The 19,927-nt window shown below is 65.0% G+C and carries 18 protein-coding genes; 9 read left to right on the top strand and 9 right to left on the bottom strand.

Annotated features, from left to right (window positions below):
• Window positions 1-87 precede the first annotated feature (87 nt).
• Genes G5V65_RS06490 through G5V65_RS06500 form a run of 3 tightly spaced genes read left to right on the top strand, consistent with a single transcriptional unit; the run spans window position 88 to window position 2,496 of the window.
• On the top strand, window positions 88-951 hold the full coding sequence (locus tag G5V65_RS06490; protein WP_165048140.1) for an ABC transporter permease: 864 nt from the start codon (window positions 88-90) through the stop codon (window positions 949-951).
• Between the two features lies 1 nt (window position 952).
• Window positions 953-1,768 (top strand): ABC transporter permease, encoded by an 816-nt coding sequence (locus G5V65_RS06495; RefSeq protein WP_165048143.1) that lies wholly within the window; start codon window positions 953-955, stop codon window positions 1,766-1,768.
• 5 nt (window positions 1,769-1,773) lie between these two features.
• Window positions 1,774-2,496, top strand: coding sequence for a type 1 glutamine amidotransferase (locus G5V65_RS06500; RefSeq protein ID WP_165048145.1), 723 nt, complete (start codon window positions 1,774-1,776; stop codon window positions 2,494-2,496).
• A gap of 26 nt (window positions 2,497-2,522) precedes the next feature.
• Here the strand turns inward: G5V65_RS06500 and G5V65_RS06505 are convergent, their stop codons facing one another.
• Window positions 2,523-3,278 (bottom strand): hypothetical protein, encoded by a 756-nt coding sequence (locus G5V65_RS06505; protein ID WP_165048147.1) that lies wholly within the window; start codon window positions 3,276-3,278, stop codon window positions 2,523-2,525.
• Between the two features lie 359 nt (window positions 3,279-3,637).
• Here G5V65_RS06505 and G5V65_RS06510 point away from each other — a divergent pair, with 359 nt between their 5' ends.
• The 6 genes from G5V65_RS06510 to G5V65_RS06535 are packed head-to-tail and all read left to right on the top strand — an operon-like array spanning window position 3,638 to window position 10,280.
• Window positions 3,638-4,675, top strand: coding sequence for a rod shape-determining protein (locus tag G5V65_RS06510; RefSeq protein WP_023664066.1), 1,038 nt, complete (start codon window positions 3,638-3,640; stop codon window positions 4,673-4,675).
• Window positions 4,676-4,718: 43 nt separating this feature from the next.
• On the top strand, window positions 4,719-5,708 hold the full coding sequence (gene mreC, locus G5V65_RS06515) for a rod shape-determining protein MreC (protein ID WP_165048149.1): 990 nt from the start codon (window positions 4,719-4,721) through the stop codon (window positions 5,706-5,708).
• Entirely contained in the window at window positions 5,701-6,240 is a 540-nt protein-coding gene (locus G5V65_RS06520) for a rod shape-determining protein MreD (protein ID WP_165048152.1), read from the top strand. The genes mreC and G5V65_RS06520 overlap by 8 nt, the downstream gene beginning before the upstream one ends.
• A 6-nt stretch (window positions 6,241-6,246) precedes the next feature.
• The gene (gene mrdA / locus G5V65_RS06525; protein WP_165048154.1) at window positions 6,247-8,190 is read left to right on the top strand and encodes a penicillin-binding protein 2; all 1,944 of its coding nucleotides are present in this window, start codon (window positions 6,247-6,249) and stop codon (window positions 8,188-8,190) included.
• Between the two features lie 14 nt (window positions 8,191-8,204).
• The gene (gene rodA / locus G5V65_RS06530; RefSeq protein WP_165048156.1) at window positions 8,205-9,344 is read left to right on the top strand and encodes a rod shape-determining protein RodA; all 1,140 of its coding nucleotides are present in this window, start codon (window positions 8,205-8,207) and stop codon (window positions 9,342-9,344) included.
• A gap of 3 nt (window positions 9,345-9,347) precedes the next feature.
• Window positions 9,348-10,280 carry a 2-hydroxyacid dehydrogenase gene (locus G5V65_RS06535; protein ID WP_165048158.1) on the top strand — a complete coding sequence of 311 codons (933 nt, stop codon included), beginning with the start codon at window positions 9,348-9,350 and terminating at the stop codon, window positions 10,278-10,280.
• Between the two features lie 6 nt (window positions 10,281-10,286).
• Here G5V65_RS06535 and G5V65_RS06540 read toward each other — a convergent pair whose 3' ends face one another.
• The 8 genes from G5V65_RS06540 to G5V65_RS06575 all read right to left on the bottom strand — a co-directional run bounded on the left by G5V65_RS06540 (window position 10,287) and on the right by G5V65_RS06575 (window position 19,861).
• Window positions 10,287-11,543: an NAD(P)/FAD-dependent oxidoreductase gene (locus G5V65_RS06540; RefSeq protein ID WP_165048161.1), complete on the bottom strand. Its 1,257-nt coding sequence runs from the start codon at window positions 11,541-11,543 to the stop codon at window positions 10,287-10,289.
• A 230-nt stretch (window positions 11,544-11,773) separates the two neighbouring features.
• On the bottom strand, window positions 11,774-12,934 hold the full coding sequence (locus tag G5V65_RS06545) for an iron-containing alcohol dehydrogenase (RefSeq protein WP_165048163.1): 1,161 nt from the start codon (window positions 12,932-12,934) through the stop codon (window positions 11,774-11,776).
• Between the two features lie 5 nt (window positions 12,935-12,939).
• Window positions 12,940-14,319, bottom strand: coding sequence for an aldehyde dehydrogenase family protein (locus tag G5V65_RS06550; RefSeq protein WP_165048165.1), 1,380 nt, complete (start codon window positions 14,317-14,319; stop codon window positions 12,940-12,942).
• 71 nt (window positions 14,320-14,390) lie between these two features.
• Complete coding sequence (locus tag G5V65_RS06555; RefSeq protein ID WP_165048168.1) at window positions 14,391-15,758, bottom strand: glutamine synthetase family protein; 1,368 nt, start codon at window positions 15,756-15,758, stop codon at window positions 14,391-14,393.
• A 319-nt stretch (window positions 15,759-16,077) separates the two neighbouring features.
• Window positions 16,078-17,115 carry a TRAP transporter substrate-binding protein gene (locus G5V65_RS06560; RefSeq protein ID WP_165048170.1) on the bottom strand — a complete coding sequence of 346 codons (1,038 nt, stop codon included), beginning with the start codon at window positions 17,113-17,115 and terminating at the stop codon, window positions 16,078-16,080.
• A 48-nt stretch (window positions 17,116-17,163) separates the two neighbouring features.
• A complete protein-coding gene (locus G5V65_RS06565) occupies window positions 17,164-18,507 on the bottom strand; it encodes a TRAP transporter large permease (protein WP_165048173.1) in 1,344 nt (447 codons plus the stop codon).
• Complete coding sequence (locus tag G5V65_RS06570; protein WP_165048175.1) at window positions 18,507-19,070, bottom strand: TRAP transporter small permease subunit; 564 nt, start codon at window positions 19,068-19,070, stop codon at window positions 18,507-18,509. The genes G5V65_RS06565 and G5V65_RS06570 overlap by 1 nt, the downstream gene beginning before the upstream one ends.
• Window positions 19,071-19,078: 8 nt before the next feature.
• Window positions 19,079-19,861 carry an N-formylglutamate amidohydrolase gene (locus tag G5V65_RS06575; protein ID WP_165048177.1) on the bottom strand — a complete coding sequence of 261 codons (783 nt, stop codon included), beginning with the start codon at window positions 19,859-19,861 and terminating at the stop codon, window positions 19,079-19,081.
• Between the last annotated feature and the right edge of the window lie 66 nt (window positions 19,862-19,927).

A 19,927-nucleotide genomic window follows, 5' to 3' on the forward strand; every position in this document is an offset into this window, starting at 1 on the left:
CATGACACGAAATCCATAACCAATGGTGGGTCACTTCTCGATGGAAAACCCGGGTCAGCTCTCAGTGCAAATCAACAGGGTGCGCCCATGAACCGGATCCGGAACAACCTCGCCGGTGCGATGGTCCTTGGCATTCCGCTGGTCTGGATCCTGCTCTTCATGCTGCTGCCCTATGGCATCCTTGCCACCTACAGCTTCTGGGTGAAATCCTACCCAACCTTCAAGCCCGCCTTCCAGTTCGGCAATTACGCGATCCTCTTCACCGATCCGCAATATCTTCAGGTCCTCTGGCGCACCCTCAAGATCAGCGCGCTGGTCTCCGCCACCTCGCTGCTTCTTGCCTATCCCTTCGCCTACTGGCTCGTCTTCCGCTGCCGCTCTCAGGCTTTGCGCACCTGGCTCTATCTTGCCGTCATCGCGCCACTCTGGGTCAGCTACCTTCTGCGCGCCTATATCTGGAAGACGATCCTCGGCACGGAAGGTATCCTGAACTCCTTCCTGATCTGGGCGGGCATCACCGATACCCCCTCCGACATTTTCCTCTACAACCAGTTCGCCATGGTCCTGACGCTGACCTACATCTTCATCCCCTTCATGGTGATGCCGATCTATTCCGCGATGGAACGCATCCCCCGCAACCTGACCGAAGCCTCTGCCGATCTGGGCATGAACCCCTGGCAGACCTTCGCCCGGATCACCGTGCCCCTTTCGATGCCCGGCATCGCGGCCGGCTTCACGCTGACCTTCTGCCTCTCCTTCGGCGATTTCATCGCCCCCTTCCTTGTCGGCGGCCCGGACGGAAACCTGATCGCCAGCGTGATCCAGACGCAATTCGGCTCGGCCCTGAACTGGCCCCTCGGCTCGGCCCTGTCCATCGTGATGCTGGTCATCGTGCTGTCCATCGTCTCGCTCTCCGACGGCATGGAACGCCGTGGCGCGGTGGGGGTGTAGCATGACACAGGCAAACCGCCCCGGAACCCTGTCACGCTATGGCGCCGATACCGCCTTCATGACCTTCATCGCCCTGCTGATGGCCTTCCTCTATATCCCGATCTGGGTGCTGATCGCCTTCAGCTTCTCCTCGTCGCGCTCGCTCACCTGGCCGATCCCGGGCCTGACGCTGGACTGGTATCGCAAGCTCTTTGCCAATACCGATCTTCAGGCCGCCGTCTGGAACAGCCTTTACGTTGCGACCTTCGCCACCCTGCTTGCCCTTGTCGTCGGGGTGACGGCCGCACTCGCCCTGCACCGCTTCGATTTCCCGGGCAAGACGCTGTTCCGCCGCCTGATCCTGCTGCCCATCACCCTTCCCGGCATCGTCACCGGCATCTCGATGCTCAACATGTTCAAGCTGCTGGGTTTTCCCCTGTCGCTGGAAACGGTGATCTTCGGCCATGCCACCGCCTTGCTCGGCGTGGTCGTCACCCAGGTCTATGCCCGCCTCCAGCGCCTGCCGCGATCGCTCGAGGAAGCCTCCGGCGATCTTGGCGCAACCCCGTTGCGCACCTTCCTCTACATCACCCTGCCCAATCTCCGTTCCGCCATCCTTGGCGCGGGCCTGCTCTCCTTCGTCCTTTCCTTTGACGAAATCCCCGTCACCTTCTTCCTGACCGGGCGCGACAACACCCTCCCCATGTACATCTATTCCACCATGCGGCGCGGCGTGACGCCGGAAATCAACGCGGTCGGCACGCTGATCGTTCTGGCCTCTCTCATCCTGATCGTCCTGTCGGTGATCGTGACGCGGGATCGGGGCGGCGAAAGATAGGCGCCATGCATCTGTGCATCTACGAGGCTGACCGCCCCATCCCCGAACATCAGGCCCGTTTCGGCACCTATGCCGACATGTTCGAAGCCTGGCTCGCCCCCGCCTTGCCTGAGGCCCGCTTCTCCCGCGCCCATCTTGCAGGCGGCGAAGCGCCCCCGCCTCCGGGATCGGTGGATGCCGTGCTGATCACCGGATCGCGCGCCGGAGTGCATGATGCGGAAGACTGGATCGCCCCGCTGAAGGCCCATCTGCGTGCCCTCAGGGGCGCACGCATTCCCATGGCCGGGATCTGCTTTGGCCATCAGCTTCTGGCCGAAACCTTTGGCGGGCGCGTCGCGCGGGCCCCCGCCGGCTGGACCATAGGCCGCCATCTCCACCGCGCCAGCCCGCTTGGCGCGGGTCTCTTTGGCAAGGCGGCGCTGTCGGCACTTTCCTTCCATCAGGACCAGGTTCTGGAAGCCCCGCCGGGAACCGAACTCCTGCTCTCCTCGCCCGCCTCGCCCCATGGCGGCTTCCGATATGATTTCCCCGCCATGTCGGTGCAGGTCCATCCCGAACTGTCGCCCGGCTATCTGCGCGGCCTGCTCGAAGGCAATGCCGTCACGGCCTTCCCGCACGATCTTGTATCCCAGGCGCTGGCGACACTCGGCCCGGCGCTGGACAGCCGGGAAATGGCCGAAGGCTTTGCCCGCTTCTTCCGCGAAAGCGTGCAGCCCGGCCCGGCCTGATCAACCCTGCTGCCCGGCCCGCACCCTCAGCGCGCCAGCGTGCCCGGCAGGAACCGCGCCTCCAGCGCGGTCGCATGGGCAAGAAGCTCGGGATCGGCTGCCCATTGCCGCAACAGATCCGCCCAACGAAGCGGCACAAGGACCACGGCATCCCCCCGGACCGCCTCGGCATAGGCGGCAATCTCTGCCTCATGCGCCCGGACCTGAACAGGATCGACCGGCTTGCCATTGGCCCATTGCGCGGGGGCCGCATGCAGATAGACCAGAACCGCACCCAACCCCCGGCGACTGGCCTGATTGCGCAACCCATAGGCATGCTTGACCAGTTGAACCGCATCCAGATGGCGGAACCGCCGCTCGCCGGATATCAGGGCCCTCCGCATGCCGTCGTGCCGGGCCATGCTCTCGCCCCAGTCCCGGCTTTCATAGGCTTCGGAGAATTGCGTGGCCTTGCCCGGGCGGAACGGCTCGTATCGCTTCGACTCCACCCCCACCAGCGTCGTCGCCGTCGTGATGGCGGCATCCATCCAGGGATGGCGCCCCCCGCGCCAGGGAAAGCGCATCTCGGCCTCGATCTCCACTTGCAGCGGGCGCCCCATCGGCACGCCGGGAAGCGGCGGCAGCAGATCGGCCGCCTCAAGGAAACGGCCAAAGGCATTCGCCACAAGCGCCGCCGAGGATTCGGGGCTGTCGAACTTGCCCGAAGCCAACTCGCCCCCCGGCGCGCGGGACAGCGCGGCGATGACAGCCTCTGCGGGAACATCGGGCAGGAATTCAGGCATGCGGCACCCCAGCGACAGGAACATTCCCACAGCCATAGGTTCGAAGTTGCGCCGGGGAAAGGCATGAACCCGCAGGCCAAGGCAAAAAGAACTGCTTGCAATGGGTTCGGCAGAACGTCCGGTCTCTCCAGCCGCACCCCTTGCGCGCAGGAAAAGTGACAGAAGCAGGCGGGCCACCTCGGCCCGCATCAGATTTTTCGCAGAAAAATCGCAATTCCCACCCCGTCACGCGGAATTGCGCCCCTTTGCAGCCTCCGGGCTTTCGCTGCCCCCTGCCTGTCTTTATATGGGGGCGCCTGCCTCGGCTTTGGCTGAGTCGCGGGTTCATTATCCTTACTGTGGCACAGGATCACCCCAGCATGTCGGTACTCTCGGGCATCTTCTCGTCGGACATGGCGATCGACCTCGGCACGGCGAATACGCTCGTCTATATCCGCGGCAAGGGGATCGTGCTGAACGAACCTTCCGTCGTGGCCTATCACGTCAAGGACGGGAAAAAGCAGGTGCTGGCCGTGGGCGAGGATGCCAAGCTGATGCTCGGCCGCACGCCAGGAACGATCGAGGCGATCCGCCCCATGCGCGACGGCGTCATCGCCGATTTCGACTCTGCCGAAGAGATGATCAAGCACTTCATCCGCAAGGTCCACAAGCGCACGACCTTCTCGAAACCCAAGATCATCGTCTGCGTCCCCCATGGCGCGACGCCGGTCGAAAAGCGCGCCATCCGCCAGTCGGTCCTTTCGGCAGGCGCCCGCCGCGCCGGCCTGATCGCCGAACCCATCGCCGCGGCCATCGGCGCGGGCATGCCCATCACCGATCCCACGGGCAACATGGTCGTCGATATCGGCGGCGGCACGACCGAGGTTGCCGTCCTCTCCCTCGGCGACATCGTCTATGCCCGCTCCGTCCGCGTCGGCGGCGACCGCATGGATGAGGCGATCATCTCCTACCTCCGCCGTCACCAGAACCTGCTGATCGGCGAATCCACCGCCGAACGCATCAAGACATCCATCGGCACCGCCCGCATGCCCGATGACGGGCGCGGCGCGTCGATGCAGATCCGCGGCCGCGACCTGCTGAATGGCGTCCCGAAGGAAACCGAGATCAACCAGGCCCAGGTCGCCGAAGCCCTGGCCGAACCCGTCCAGCAGATCTGCGACGCGGTCATGCAGGCGCTGGAGGCCACACCCCCCGACCTTGCCGCCGATATCGTGGATCGCGGCGTCATGCTCACGGGCGGCGGCGCCCTTCTGGGCGACCTTGACCTGTCCTTGCGGGAACAGACCGGGCTTTCGATCTCTGTCGCCAACGAGTCACTGAATTGTGTCGCTCTCGGCACTGGCAAGGCGCTGGAATACGAGAAGCAATTGCGGCATGTGATCGACTACGACAGCTGATCGTCGGCCCCGGGCAGGGCACGGCATCGGACAAGAGGCAGCCGTGGCAAAGTCGCGCAATACTGGACCAGAAGATTATGCACGGCCCCTGCGACGCCTGTTCGTGGGGCTTTTCGTGCTTGTCCTTCTCGGCCTGTTCCTGCTCTGGCGGATCGATTCCCCGCGGGTCGAACGGTTCCGCGCGGCCCTGGTGGACAGTGTGGTCCCGTCCTTCGACTGGGCGCTGCGCCCCATCACCCGGGCGGCAGGCATGATCGAGGAATTCCAGAGCTATGCCAGCCTCTACGAACAGAACCAGGAACTGCGCCGCGAATTGCAGCAGATGAAGGCCTGGCGCGAGGCGGCCTTGCAACTCGAACAGAAGAATGCCCGCCTGCTCGATCTCAATCAGGTCCGGCTGGATCCGAAGCTTACCCATGTCACCGGCGTCGTTCTGGCCGACAGCGGATCGCCCTTCCGCCAATCGGTCCTGCTGAACGTGGGCGCGCGCGATGGCATCCGCGACGGCTGGGCCACGATGGATGGCATCGGCCTTGTCGGGCGCATCTCCGGCGTGGGCGAAAAGACCAGCCGCGTGATCCTGCTGACAGACTCGAACTCCCGCGTTCCCGTCACGGTGCAGCCATCCGGCCAGAAGGCCCTGCTCTCGGGCGACAACAGCGCCCTTCCCCCGCTGGAATTCCTCGAGGATGCGGATCTTGTCCGCCCGGGCGACAGGGTGGTCACCTCGGGCGATGGCGCCATCCTGCCCGCTGGCCTGCTGGTTGGCCAGGTTGCGATGGGCACAGATCGCCGCCTTCGCGTGGTCCTGAGTGCGGATTACGAAAGGCTGGAATTCCTGCGCGTGCTGCGCAGCCATGATCTGACGCCGATCACGGATGCAGGCGCCCTGATCGCACCGCCGCCCATCCCTTCGGAACCCGAAGCGGAAACCGGCGAAGGCAGCGCGGTGCAGGCGGATCCGGCCTCGGCAGGCGGCACGGCGGATGTCACCGAAGGCTCCCCCGAAGCGACGGCAGGCACCGATGGTTGAGGCGCTGCGCTCCTCTACCTGGCTTTATCGCGGGGTCTTCGTCGGCCTGGCCGTCCTGCTGCTTTTCATCAAGCTCCTTCCCCTCGGCTCGGTCGCTGGCGATTGGCCCGGCCCGGATATCCTGCTTTGCCTGATCTTCGCCTGGGTGACGCGTCGGCCCGACTTCCTTCCCGTCTTTCTCATCGGCATCGTCGTCCTGATGGAAGACCTGATCCTTCTGCGCCCGCCCGGTCTCTGGGCCGCGCTCGTGATCCTTGCCAGCGAATTCCTGCGCGCCCGCGTGGCCTTGACGCGCGAATTGCAGTTCCTGACGGAATGGCTGCTGATCGCGGGCCTGATGCTGGCCCTGATGATCGCAAACCGGCTGGCCTTCGCGATCGCCTTCGTGCCGCAACCCAGCCTCGGCTTCGGACTGTTGCAGACTCTCTGGACGATCCTGTGCTATCCGCTGGTGGTGGCCGTGTCGCGTTTTGCCTTCGATCTGCGCAAACCGGCGACCGGCGAAGTGGATGCCTACGGACGGAGGCTCTGACCAGAGATGCGACGCACCGCCCGCGATACCGAGGAAAGCGCCCGCCGGATCAGCCGCCGGGGCCTTCTCATGGGCGGGGCCATGGCCGCCATGTTCGCCGTGCTGGGCGCGCGGATGCGTTTCCTCTCGGTGGAACAGGCCGATGAGTTCCGCCTCCTCGCCGAGGAGAACCGCATCAACATGCGCCTGATCCCGCCGGAACGCGGGTTGATCCTTGATCGCAATGGCAAGTTGATCGCGGGCAATGAACAGAACTACCGCGTCACCATCACGCGCGAGGATGCGGGCGATGTGGACTCCGTCCTTGCCCGGCTGACGCGCATCATCCCCATCACGGCTGAAGAGATGGACCGTGTCACCCGTGACATCGGGCGCAACTCCCCCTTCGTGCCGATCATCGTGGCCGATCGCCTGCCGTGGGAGGATTTCTCCAAGGTCGCCGTCAACGCCCCCACCCTGCCCGGCGTCACCCCCGAGGTAGGCCTGTCGCGGCACTACCCCCTGATCGAGGATTTCAGCCATGTCGTGGGCTATGTCGGCCCCGTCAGCGAAAAGGATCTGGAGGAACGGCCCAATCCCGATCCCGTCCTGCGCATCCCCGAATTCCAGATCGGCAAGATCGGTGTCGAACGCTGGATGGAGGAAACGCTGCGCGGCGCTGCGGGCAACAAGCGGATCGAGGTCAACCATGTCGGCCGCGTGATGCGCGAACTGGAACGCACCGATGGCACGCCGGGACAGGATATCCAGCTTACACTCGATGCCGATATCCAGAACTTCGTGCAGGCCCGCCTGGGCGAGGAGAGCGCTGCCTGCGTGGTGATGGATGTGAACACGGGCGAGTTGATCGCCTGCGCCTCGGCACCCGGCTTCGACCCGAACCTCTTCGTGCGCGGCATCACCCAGCGCGACTATTCCGCCCTGATGGAGGATGACCACCGCCCGCTGGCCAACAAGACGGTGCAGGGTGCCTATCCCCCGGGCTCGACCTTCAAGATGGTCACGGCGCTTGCCGCGCTCGAGGCGGGCGTGATCACGCCCGAGACCACACATTCCTGCCCCGGCTATATCGAATTCGGCGACCGTCGCTTCCACTGCTGGAAACGCGGCGGGCATGGCCGGGTCGATCTGGCCCGTTCGCTCGCCGAAAGCTGCGACGTCTACTATTACGAGATTGCGCAGAAGGTCGGCATCGACAAGATCGCCGAAATGGGCCGCCGGCTTGGCCTTGGCATGCGGCACGATCTGCCCATGTCGGCCATCACCGAGGGCATCATGCCTGACAAGGCCTGGAAGCTGGAACGCTGGGGCCAGGAATGGCGTGTCGGCGACACGATCAACGCCTCGATCGGGCAGGGTTATGTTCTGGCATCGCCCCTGCAACTGACCGTGATGACAGCCCGCCTCGCCACCGGGCGGGCCATCGTTCCGCGCCTTGTCCGCGCCATCGGGGGGAAACCCGTCGACATGCCCGAGGCCCCCTCGCTCGATCTTGATCCCGCAGGGCTGCGGTCCATCCGCGAAGGCATGTTCGAGGTGATGAACACCCAACGCGGCACGGCCTTCAGCTCTCGCATCGCGGATGAGACGATGGTTCTTGCCGGCAAGACCGGCACCAGCCAGGTCCGCAACATCAGCGCGGCCGAACGCGCGCGCGGCGTCGTCTCGAACGACCAGCTGCCCTGGAACCGCCGGGATCATGCGCTTTATGTGGGCTACGCCCCCTTCGACAATCCGCGCTATGCGGTGACGGTGGTGGTCGAACATGGCGGCGGCGGCTCGGCCGTGGCCGCGCCCATCGCCCGTGATGCCATCCTGCGCGCGCTGCATGGCGACATCCCGCCCTTGACGGCCTATCCCGCCAGCCAGCGCGGCCGCATCGAAACGGATCTCGACGCCCTCAGGGAACGGCTGCGCAACACCGGCCCCTCGGGCAGTTCAAGGGCCTGAGGCAGGGGGGAGCCATGAGCTTTCTGGAATATCAGGTCAAGACCGTTCCGGGCGGGCTGCGCAAGGTGTTCTACCTGAACTGGCCGCTCGTCGTGCTGGTGGCGGCGGTTTCCTCGGTCGGTTTCCTGGTCCTCTATTCCATCGCGGGTGGCAACCTGTCCGTCTGGGCAGAGCCGCAGATGAAACGCTTCGGCGTCGGCATGGTGCTGATGTTCGCCATCGCCTTCGTGCCGATCTGGTTCTGGCGCAACATGGCAGGCCTTGCCTATGGCATCACCATCCTGCTGCTGCTTGCCGTCGAATTCTTCGGCGTCGTCGGCATGGGGGCGCAGCGCTGGCTGGATATCGGCCCGCTTCGCCTGCAACCGTCGGAACTGATGAAGGTCACGATGGTGATGATGCTGGCCGCCTATTATGACTGGCTGGATCTGAAAAAGACCTCGCGCCCGCTCTGGGTGCTGATCCCGGTCCTGATCATCCTCATTCCCACCTTCCTTGTGGTGATCCAGCCCAACCTCGGCACCTCGCTCATGCTGTTGATGGGCGGGGCGGCGGTCATGTTCGCGGCCGGTGTCAGCATCTGGTACTTCGCTGCCGTCGCGGCCCTTGTCGGCGGGCTGGTCGTCGCCGTCTTCACCACGCGCGGCACCCCCTGGCAGTTCCTGCACGACTACCAGTATCGCCGGATCGACACCTTCCTCGACCCCTCCGCCGATCCGCTGGGCGCGGGCTACAACATCATGCAGGCCAAGATCGCGCTGGGATCGGGCGGCTGGGGCGGCAAGGGCTTCATGCAGGGCACGCAGTCGCGGCTGAACTTCCTGCCCGAGAAGCACACCGATTTCATCTTCACCACATTGGGCGAGGAATTCGGCTTTGTCGGGGCCTTCTCGCTTCTGATCCTCTACGGCCTTATCCTGTTCTTCTGCTTTACCTCCGCCCTGCAGAACAAGGACCGTTTCAGCCAGCTTCTCATCATCGGGCTGGCCGCGAACTTCTTCCTCTACCTCGCTGTGAACCTGTCGATGGTCATGGGCATGGCCCCGGTCGTGGGGGTGCCGCTGCCCTTCCTCTCATACGGCGGATCGGTCATGCTGGTGCTGCTGATCGCCTTCGGCCTGATCCAGAGCGCCCATGTCCACCGACCAAGGTAATCCATGACCCTGACTGTCCTCTTCGCCGCCTCCGATGCCAATTGGGCCGAATACGCAGCCCCCCTGCGCGCGGCACTGGATGAAGCAGGCCTCAGCGCCCGGCTCACGCGCGACGCGGATCCCGCCGAGGTGGATTTCATCGTCTATACCCCCTCCTCTCCGGCGCAGGATTTCGCGCCATTCACCCGCTGCAAGGCGGTGCTGTCGCTTTGGGCGGGGGTGGAACGGATCGTGGGCAATCCGACCCTTACGCAACCTCTCTGCCGCATGGTCGATCCCGGTCTGACCGAGGGGATGGTCGAATGGGTGGTTGGCCACGCCCTGCGCCATCATCTGGGAATGGACCGCCATATCGTGAACCCCGGTCGCGTCTGGGATCCGGTCTGCCCGCCCCTCGCCCGCGAACGCCCCATCGCCATGCTGGGCATGGGCGAGCTTGGCACCGCCTGCGCCCGCGCGCTGTCCGCGCTCAACTTTCCCGTGACGGGATGGAGCCGGTCGCCCAAGACCGTGGATGGCATCCCCTGCCTGCATGGCAGCGCGGGCCTTGATCAGGCCCTTTCTCAGGCGCAGATCGTGGTCACCCTTCTGCCGAAGACGCCCGAGACGGAGAACACGCTGAACGTGCGCACCCTGGCGCTTCTGCCCGATGGCGCGGTGATCCTGAACCCTGGTCGCGGCGCGCTGATCGACGATGAGGCCCTGCTTGCCGCGCTGGATGCGGGCAAGGTCGGGCATGCCACGCTTGATGTCTTCCGCATGGAACCCCTGCCGCAGGATCACCCGTTCTGGGCGCATCCCCGCGTCACGGTGACGCCGCATATTGCAGCCGATACAAGGGCTTATTCCGCCAGCCGCGTGATCGCCGGGAATATCCGCCGCGCCGTGGCGGGCGAGGCGCTGCTGCATCTGGTCGATCGCGGGCGGGGATACTGACCCCGCTCAGAACCGGCCCGGCAGATAGGGGGCCAGGTCCATCGAAGGATCCCGCCCGGCAAGAAGATCCGCCACGATGCGCGCGGTGACCGGGGCCATCGACAGGCCAAGATGCCCGTGGCCATAGGCATGGATCACGTCGGGCCCGGCGCGACCGGGGCCGATGACGGGCAGGCTGTCGGGCATCGACGGGCGGAACCCCATCCATTCGCGGTCGGGCGCGGGCAGGTCGGGAAAGATTTCCCGTGCGCCTTCAACGAGTTTCGCGATCCGGTGGGGCGAAGGCGGCGCCGTGAGGCCGCCCAGTTCCACCGTTCCCGCAACCCGCAGGCGGCCGTCCATCGGGCAGAGATAGAAACCCCGCGTCGTCGGGCAGGTGGGGCGGGTGACGGGGGGATGCGCCATGTCCCATTCGACATGGTAGCCGCGTTCGGTATCGAGCGGCACCCGGTCGCCCGCCATGGCGGCGAGTTTTCGGGAATGCGCGCCCGCCGCGATGACCACATGGCGGGCCTTCAGGCGCAGGCCGGGGCCTGTGACAAGCACGCCATCCCCTTGTCTTTCAAGGCTTTCCGCCCGTGCCTGCAGCCGTTCGGCGCGGCTGGCGACCTCGGCCGCCAGAAGGCCCACCATCCGGCCCGGATCGTTCAGGAAGACGGCCTTTGGAAAAAAGGCCGCGCCCCCTTCGACCTCGGGCAGGGCGGGTTCCATCTGGCGGAGAGTGGCAGGGTCGATCAGATCCACCGAAACCCCCAGCGACCGCCGGAAATCCATGTCGCGCCCGGCGGCGCGAAAGCCCTTGGCCGTCTCGTAAACATAGAGACAGCCACGCTTTTTCAGGATGTCCCCACCGCCCAATCTGGCCCCGAGATCGAGCCAGTCGGGGCAGGCATCGGCCATCAGGCGGGCGATGTTGCGGGCGTTCCTTTCGGCGGCGGCGGGCAGGGATTGCAGGGCGAACCTGAGCAGCCAGGGCATCAGCGCAGGCAGGGCGGCGCGGCGGATGGCGAGGGGGGAGTTGCGGTCGAAAAGCAGCGAGGGCAGGTTGCGCAGCACATCGGGCGTGCCGACGGGAAGCACGGCGTAATCGGCGATTGTCCCGGCATTTCCGTAGCTTGCCGCGTTCTGGCTGACCGTGGCTCCCGCTGGGTTCGGGTCGATCAGCACGACCTCGCGGCCTTCGGCCGTCAGCCTTTCGGCAATGGCGAGGCCAATCACGCCGCCCCCGATGATGGCGATATCGGTGGTGACATGGCGGAGCATCGCGGGTGGTTCCCTGGGCGTTAACGAAGACGGAAAGGCTGGCGTGACAAGGGTTTAGGGCCGATCTGGCGTGCAACAGCCGGTGCAGATGGCCAGTGCAGACAGGCGTTCATACAAGATCCGGCAGAAAGACCCGGCGCAACATGGTTAACCCTGCGCTGCTGCACAGAGGGCGCCCCCCCTCCCTGACCCTCCCCCGCGGGCGGGGGAGGGGAGAAGGCGCAAGCGCCTTACATGCAGGCCTGATAGAGCGCGCGGGTATTCTCGCGCGTCATTTCGATGGGGTTGCCACCGCAGGAGGGATCTTCCAGCGCCATTTCGGTGAGTTCGTCCAGACGCGCGGATTCGACCCCCATGGCCGAGAGATTGGCCGGGATGTTCAGCGTCGTGCGCAGGTCCATCACCGCCTTGCGGAAGCCGTCAAAGCCGCCCGCAATGCCGATATAGGCGGCGGCCTTTTCCAGACGCGCCTCGATCGCGGGGCGGTTGAAATCCAGCACCATGGGCATCACGACGGCATTGGTGGTGCCGTGATGGGTGTTGTAGACCGCACCCACGGGGTGCGAGAGCGAGTGGATCGCGCCCAGCCCTTTCTGGAAGGCCACCGCGCCCATGGCGGCGGCGGACATCATATGCGCCCGCGCCTCGAGGTTTGTCGGATCGCTGTAGGCGGTGGGCAGGTTTTCGAAGACCAGACGCATCCCTTCCAGCGCGATGCCTTGGCTCATCGGGTGGTAGAAGGGGGAACAGAAGGCCTCAAGGCAATGCGCCAGCGCATCCATCCCGGTGCCGGCGGTGATGAATTTCGGCATCCCCACGGTCAGCGCCGGATCGCAGATCGTGACGGCGGGCATCAGTTTGGGATGGAAGATGATCTTCTTCTTGTGGGTGGCGGAGTTCGTCAGAACCCCCGCGCGGCCCACTTCGGAGCCGGTGCCTGCAGTGGTGGGGACGGCCACGATGGGGGCGATCTTCGCGCCATCGGCGCGGGTATACCAGTCGTCGATGTCTTCCAGATCCCAGACGCTCAGATCGGCCCGCTGGTGCGCCATCAGCGCGATCATCTTGCCAAGGTCCAGCGCCGAGCCGCCGCCGAAGCAGATCACGCCGTCATGGCCGCCCGCCTTGTAGACCTTGATCCCGGCTTCCATGTTCCCCTCATTGGGGTTGGGGTCGACGTCGGAGAAGACGGCAGACCCCAGCCCGGCCCTGGACAGCACCGCCACGGCATCCGCCGTGATGGGCAGCGCGGCCAGCGCCTTGTCGGTGACGAAGAGCGGCTTGGTGATCCCCGCCGCCTGGCAATGATCGGCCAGTTCCGCAATGCGGCCCACGCCGAATTTGAGGGCGGTGGGATAGGACCAGTTCCGGTTGGGAACGTTGTGGGTCATGGTGTTCAGACCTTCTTGAGGTGATAGGATTTCGGACGGGTCACCGAATGGAACCCGAGATAGGAGAGGCTGCCGCCGCGCCCGGTATCCTTGCATCCCGTCCAGCAGAGCGCCGGGTCAAGGTAATCGGCGCGGTTCATGAAGACGGTGCCGGTCTCGATCCGCTGGCCGATGGCCTGGGCGGTGTCATAGTCCTGCGTCCAGACCGATGCCGTCAGGCCATAGGGCGAGTCGTTCATCAGGGCGATGGCTTCTTCATCGTCCTTGACCTTCATGATGCCGACGACGGGGCCGAAGGATTCCTCGGTCATCACGCGCATGGAGTGGTTGACGTTCACGAGGATCTGGGGCGCGAGATAGGCGCCGCCGTCATCGGCGGGGAAGAGCGCGGGGTCGATCAGGGGCTTTGCGCCCTGGGCCACGGCATCGGCGATCTGGTCGCGGACGACCTTGGCAAAGCGCTTGTTGGCCATCGGGCCGAGGGTGCTGTCGGCGTCGAAGGGGTTGCCGAGTTTCAGGGTCTTGACCCAGGCCACGGCCTTTTCGACGAAGGCGTCGTAGAGGCTTTCGTGAACGTAGATGCGTTCGATGCCGCAGCAGCATTGGCCTGCATTATACATCGCGCCATCCATCAGCGTATCCACCGCGGCATCGAGATTGGCGTCATGGCGGACATAGCCGGGATCCTTGCCGCCGAGTTCGAGGCCAAGGGGGGTGAAGGTGCCGGCGGCGGCCTTTTCCATCGCCACGCCACCGCCCACCGATCCGGTGAAGTTGACAAAGCCGAAGGAGCGGGCAGCGATGAGCGCCTCGGTCGTGGCATGATCGAGGACGACGTTCTGGAAGACATCCTCGGGGATGCCTGCGGCGTGGAACGCCTCGGCGAGGCGTTCGCCCACCTTCATGGTCTGGCTGGCATGTTTCAGGATGACGGTGTTCCCGGCGATGAGGGCGGGGACAAGCGTGTTGATCGTGGTGAGGTAGGGATAGTTCCAGGGGGCCACGATGAAGACCACGCCCACCGGATCGCGGGCGAGGTAGCGGCGGAACTTGTCGCTGTCCTCGATGATCTGCGGGGCGAGGGTCGCGGTGGCGATGTCGGACATGTATTCGGTGCGGGCGTTGACGCCGCCGAATTCGCCGCCAAAGCGGGTGGGGCGGCCCATCTGCCAGGCGAGTTCCTCGACGATGACGGCCGACATGTCGTTCAGCTTGGCAACGCCTGCCTTGACCAGGGCGATGCGGTCTTCCAGAGGTTTGGCGGCCCAGGCCTTCTGCGCGGCCCTGGCGCGGGCGACGGCGGCCTTTGCCTCGTCCGCCGACAGCGGCATGCGTTCCAGATAGACCGATCCATCGACCGGAGAGATGAGTTGGATGGGTTTCATGTTCGACGTCCTTGTAGGGCGGGGTTCACCCCGCCGTCGGTTCGGGGGGGCGGGGTGAACCCCGCCCTACGTTACGCGCGTTCCAGCAGGCGCTGGAGTTCGAAATCGGTCACCACACGATCGGTTTCCGAAATCTCCCATTGCGCGGCATGGTGGTAGTGATCGACCACATCATCGCCGAAGGCCGCCCGCAGCATGGTGGAGGTGTTGAGCAGGGCGGCGGCCTCGCGCAGGTTCTTCGGTATCTCGCGCACGTTCCGGGCGGCATACATGTCGCCCTTCAGTTCGGGTTCCAGCTCCAGCTTCTGTTCGATCCCGGCAAGGCCCGCGGCCAGAAGGGCGGCGCAGCAGAGATAGGGGTTCACGTCGGAACCGGGGATGCGGCATTCGACGCGGACGGCCTTGGTATGTTCGCCGCAGACGCGGAAGCCCGCGGTGCGGTTGTCCGCGCTCCAGACCGCCTTGGTGGGGGCGAACATGCCGATGGTAAAGCGCTTGTAGCTGTTGACGTAGGGAGCCAGGAAGGTGGTGATCTCCTGCGCATGGGCCAGTTGGCCCGCGACGAAGTGCTTCATGGTGGCCGACATGCCATGGGCATCGTCGTGGTCGTAGAAGGCGGGTTTGCCGTCCAGCGTCCAGAGCGACTGGTGGACATGCGCCGAAGAGCCCGCCTTGCGGTGGTCATACTTGGCCATGAAGGTGACGGACTTGCCCTTCAGATGCGCGATTTCCTTCACGCCCTGCTTGATGATCGCGTGGTTGTCGGCCGTGTCCAGCGCGTCGGAATATTTGTAGTTCACCTCATGCTGGCCGGCATCGGCCTCGCCCTTGGTGTTCTCGATGGGGATGCCCGCGGCGTGAAGGTGGTTGCGCACGTCGCGCATCAGGCTTTCTTCCTTGGTGGTCTGGAAGAGGTTGTAATCCTCGTTGTAGCCCGAGATGGGTTTCAGCGCCGAAAGCCCGCCATCGCGCAGGTTTTCATAGGCATTCTCGAAGATGTAGAATTCCAGTTCGGTGGCCATCATCGGCTCGAAGCCCATGGCGCGGGCGCGGGCGACCTGTTTCTTCAGGATCGCGCGGGGCGAGACGGAGACCTCTTCATGGCTGTGGTGATCGAGAAGATCCGACAGGCACAGCGCCGTGCCGGGCAGCCAGGGCAGCGCGCGCAGGGTGGAAAGGTCGGGCTTCATCACATAGTCGCCATAGCCCTGTTCCCAGCCGCTGCTCTTGTAGCCGGGGACGGTGTACATCTCCATGTCCACGGCCAGCAGGTAGTTGCAGCAATGGGTTTCCTTGTAGCCGCTTTCGATGAAGAAGGCGGCGTGAAAGCGCTTGCCCATCAGGCGGCCCTGCATGTCGACGGCGGCGACGAGGACGGTGTCGATCTCGCCGCGGGCAACGGCTTCTTTCAGGGTGTCGAAGGTCATGGTTCCGGGCATCTGGTGGCCTCATGTCTCGGATGGCTGGCCCCGCTGGGGGGCGGAAGGGAGGGGGGGGGACCGTCGGGTGGTCAGCCTTGCGCGGGGACGCGGCAGAGGGGGCCGGCGCCGCCGAATTCGGGCTTGCGCGGCCAGCAATCGCTGCGGGCGTCAGATCGGGCGGGGGATGCGATCCGCATGGGGCCTCCGGGGGCGGCGGCAGGGGGCTGGATGCCGGTGCCGCAGAATTTGATCATATCTTCACCAGCCGTCCCGCGCAATCGGCAGGATCAGCGTGCATGGGGGGTGCGGGGGGCGGATGCCGCCCCCCGCGCGCGGGTCAGAAGCGGTAGGGACGTCCGGCCTTCACCATGACGTCGTTATACTGCTTGAAGATCTCCACGACCTTGGCCTTCACTTCGCTTTCCGCGGCGATCTCGTCCCAGAAGGTCATGGCAGCAGCCTCGACCGTCTTCCATTCCTCATCCGGGATGGTGGTCAGTTGCAGCTTGCCGCCATTGATCCGCAGATCCGCCTCGCCCGCCCAGTACCAGTGCTGGCGATAGTAGTGGGACTGTTCGAAACAGGTCGCCAGCAGTTCCTGCAGATGCGGCGGCAGTTCGTTCCAGCGGTCCATATTGGCGAAGAAATGCCCGATCCACGCGCCCGAGATGTTGTTCGTGAGGAAGTAGTTGGTCACGTTGGACCAGCCCACCGTATAAACCTCGGTGATGCCCGACCAGGCGATGCCGTCCAGCTCGCCCGTCTGCATCGCGACCTCGATATCTTCCCATGGCAGGGTGACGGGCACGACGCCGAACTGCGTCAGGAAACGGCCCGCCGTCGGGAATGTGAAGACGCGCTTGCCCTGCAGGTCGGCCAGGCTGTTGATCGGATCCTTGGTCGCGAAATGGCAGGGATCCCATGACCCGGCCGAGATGTGCTTCACCCCCACGGCGGCATATTCGTCTTCCCAGATCTGCTTCAGCCCGTATTTGTTGAACAGCGCCGGCACGTCGAGGCTGTAGCGCAGGCCCAGCGGGAAATAGCCGCCGAACACCGTCACCTCGGTGGGCGAGGCCATGCTGTCATCATCGGACTGCACGCAGTCGATGGTGCCCGACTGCATGGCCTGGAACAGCTCGCCCGTGGGGACCAGCTGGTCGGCGTAGAAGAGTTCGATCTCCATCTGCCCTTGCGCGATGCGGTTGAAGGCATCGACGGCGGGCTTGACCACCTGTTCGCCAAGGGCGGCACCGGCATAGGTCTGCATCCGCCATTTGATCGGGGCCTGTGCGGTGGCGACGGCGGGCGCGGCCAGAGTGGCGGCCCCGGCCAATGCGCCCTTGGTGAGGAAGGAACGTCTCGAAGTCGTCATGGATCAGCCTCCTTGTTGGATGCGGGGGAAAGCCCCCGCGATCGGGTGTCAGTTCGGATAGATCAGATTGGGCAGCCACAGCGCGATGCCGGGGAAGATCATCAGCACCGCAAGGGCGGCTGCCATCACCAGCACAAAGGGAACAACAGAGCGGTAGATGTCGCCCATGGTGATTTCCGGCGGCGCGAAGGCGCGCATCAGGAACAGGTTATAGCCGAAGGGGGGCGTCAGATAGGCGATCTGGCAGGTGATGGTGTAAAGCACGCCATACCAGATCAGCACGTCTTCGGGCGGGATACCCAGGTCCAGCGTGGCGACCAGCGGCACGTAGAGCGGGGCCACGATCACCAGCATGGCGGTGTCGTCAAGGAACATGCCCATCAGCAGGAAGGACAGTTGCATCAGGATCAGGATCGTCCAGGGGCCGAAGCCCAGCTTCTCGACAAACAGGCTTTCGATGGCCTTGACCGCACCAAGCCCGTCGAACACCGCCCCGAAGGACAGCGCGGCAAGGATCACCCACATGAACATGCAGGTGATGAAGAGCGTGGATCGGGTGGCGACCTCGAACACCATCCGGTTCATCCGGCCCTTGATCACGGCGGCGATCACCGTGGCCGCAACCCCGATGACCGAGCTTTCGACAAGCGACGTCCAGCCATAGATGAAGGGGAACATCATCGCGAAGAAGATGATGAAGGGCAGCGCGCCCGCGCGCAGCGCGCGCAGCTTGTCGGCACGGCTGATGGAGGCGCGTTCCCCGGCGCTCATCGCCGGGCCAAGCTCGGGCTGGATCCAGCAGCGGATCCAGACATAGAGGATGAACATCGTGGCCATCATCAGGCCGGGGATCAGGCCCGCGAGCCACAGTTCCGACACCGGGGCGCGGGCGATCATGGCGTAAAGGACCAGCACCACCGAGGGCGGGATCAGGATGCCAAGCGAAGACCCCGCCTGAATGACGCCGGTCACCATTTCCTTCTGATAGCCACGGCGCAGCAGTTCCGGCAGCGCGATGGTCGATCCGATGGCCATGCCCGCGACGGACAGCCCGTTCATGGCGGAAATCAGCACCATCAGAAGGATGGTTCCGATGGCAAGGCCGCCGGGGACCGGGCCGAACCAGACATGGAACATGCGGTAAAGGTCATCGGCCAGGCGGCTTTCCGACATGATGTAGCCCATGAAGACGAACATGGGCAGCGACAGCAGCGGATACCACTTCATCAGCTTCATCGAGGCCGAGAAGCCCATGTTGTGCCCCCCCGTGCCCCAGAGCGCGAGCGCCGCCAGCACGGCGACGAAGCCGATGATCCCGAAGACGCGCTGCCCCGTCATCATCATCAGCAGCATGGTCGCGAACATCAGGGCGGCGATCATCTCGTAGGGCATCAGATGGTTTCCCCGCGGATGGTTGCGATGTCCTTGGCCAGCGACGAAAGCGCCTGCAGCAGCATCAGGATGAAGCCCGTCAGCATCACCAGCTTGATGGGCCAGAGATAGGGCCGCCAGGCCGTGGGGCTGCGTTCCAGCCGGCCGATCTGCGGCCAGGACAGGCCAAGGGCCGAGGTTTCCGGATCGCTCCATCGCAGGCCCAGCGAATAGCCGAAGCTTTCCGCCGCCCCCCAGATCAGCACGCCAAGGTAGAAGAGGATGGCGAAGACGGTGAAGCCGTCCCACCAGGCGCGGCGGACGGGGGATTGCCTGGCATAGAACAGGTCCATGCGGACATGGCCTTCGTTCTGCATCGTGTAGGGGCCGCCGAGGATGTAATAGGCCACCATCACGAACTGCGCCATTTCCAGCGTCCAGAGCGAGGGGTTGAAGAAGGCCTTCGAGATGGAGGACCACATCAGGATCGCCATCAGGACGAAGAGAAGATACATGGCAAGGCGGCCGACGCCGTAATTCAGGCGGTCCACCAGTCTGACGAAGGCGATCACGAAGCGCGGCATCTGTCCCCTCATTGCGCGGGTTCGGGCGTCAGCGCGGCCATGGCCGCGGCGAGGACGGGGGCAAGGGTGGCGGCCATGGCGGATTCGGCCTGCGGCGTGGCGATCAGGTCGTTGCGGATCTCCAGCATGGCATTGGGCAGGCCATAGGGCGTGGCCTGCAGCCGCAGGGTATGGGTCACGTCATCGCGGGCGGAATAGGGCTCGTTCAGTTCCGCCCTAAGGGGGGTGCGGGCCAGCGCCTCGGCCAGGATGGCGCGGGGGAGGGTTTCGTCGGCGTCGTGGATGACGCCGAATTCCACCGCGCGGGGGGTGCCGAAATAGACGGGGGTGAAGCTGTGGATGGTGATCAGCGCGGGGTGCAGGCCGCGGGCGATGCGGTCCATCAGCAGGGCATGCAGGCCGTCATGGAAGGGAACATAGACCGCGGCGGTGCGGGCGGCGCGCTCTTCGGGCGTGATCGCGGCATTGCCGGGAATGTCGTGCAGTTCGGATCGGGCCGGCATGGCGCCGGCCATGTCGGGGGCGCGGTTGCAGTCATAGACCAGGCGCGAGACGGGCGCATGGACCAGCACGCCATCCAGCCGCCGCGCCAGCCCCCGCGCCAGCCCCAGCGCGCCCGGATCCCAGGCGATATGGGCGCGGGCCTGATCGGGCGTCAGGCCCAGATCGCCCCAGCGCGCGGGAAAATGGTTCGAGGCATGTTCGCAGACGATGACCGCCCGCCCCCCGGCCGCGGCATTCTCGATCACCGGCGGAAAGACCGCCGCATCGCTCTGTGCGCCCGCGTTCATTGCGCGAGTCATCCCCCTGTTGTTCCCCCCAAGGCTCAACCGTCGTGCGGCGTTCTGTCAAGAATT

It is taken from the genome of Paragemmobacter kunshanensis, assembly GCF_011059185.1.
Lineage (GTDB): Bacteria > Pseudomonadota > Alphaproteobacteria > Rhodobacterales > Rhodobacteraceae > Paragemmobacter > Paragemmobacter kunshanensis.